This window comes from Luteimonas sp. TWI382, assembly GCF_039674545.1.
Lineage (GTDB): Bacteria > Pseudomonadota > Gammaproteobacteria > Xanthomonadales > Xanthomonadaceae > Luteimonas.
The window spans coordinates 1-737 of the sequence record NZ_JBDJNS010000055.1; the positions used below are offsets into that span (position 1 = coordinate 1).

General features: G+C 64.0%; 1 protein-coding gene. It reads left to right on the forward strand.

Going from position 1 to position 737, the window contains the following annotated elements; genetic code table 11:
• The coding region (locus ABE505_RS17065) for an ISL3 family transposase (RefSeq protein ID WP_346445848.1) at positions 1-737 on the forward strand (737 nt) is incomplete at both ends.

Genomic DNA, 737 nt, shown 5'->3' on the forward strand with positions numbered 1-737 from the left:
ACCGGTTGGCCGAGGCGGTCAGCCAGCTGCTTGAATCCAGCAACATCCTGGCTGTTGCCCGCTTTTTCCAACTGGGTTGGCACACGGTCAAGGCGCTCGATAAGGCCCAGTTGCGGCAGGTTGTGCGGGCGCCGGATTGGAGCCAGATCCGGTATCTGGCGATGGATGAGTTCGCCCTGCACAAGGGCCATCGCTACGCCACGGTTGTCGTCGATCCGATCAGCCGTCAGGTGCTGTGGGTCGGCAATGGCCGTTCCCGCGAGACTGCGCGCGCCTTCTTCGAGCAGCTTCCTGCCGGCGTTGCTGAGCAGATCCAGGCCGTCGCGATCGACATGACGACCGCTTACGAGCTGGAGATCAAGGCCAACTGCCCCAACGCCGAGGTCGTCTACGACCTGTTCCATGTGGTGGCCAAGTACGGTCGCGAGGTGATCGACCGGGTGCGGGTGGATCAGGCCAACCAACTGCGCCACGACAAGCCCGCCCGCCGAGTGATCAAATCCAGCCGCTGGCTCCTGCTGCGCAATCGCGACAACCTGGATCGCCGCCAGTCGGTGAGGCTGGACGAACTGCTCGAAGCCAACCAACCCCTGCTCACCGCCTACCTCATGCGCGATGAGCTCAAGCGACTGTGGTTCTACCAGCATCCCAGCTGCGCCCAACGGGCCTGGGAGCACTGGCTGGAGCAGGCCCAATCCAGTGGGATTGCCGCGCTGGCCCATTTCGCGGCCAAGCTC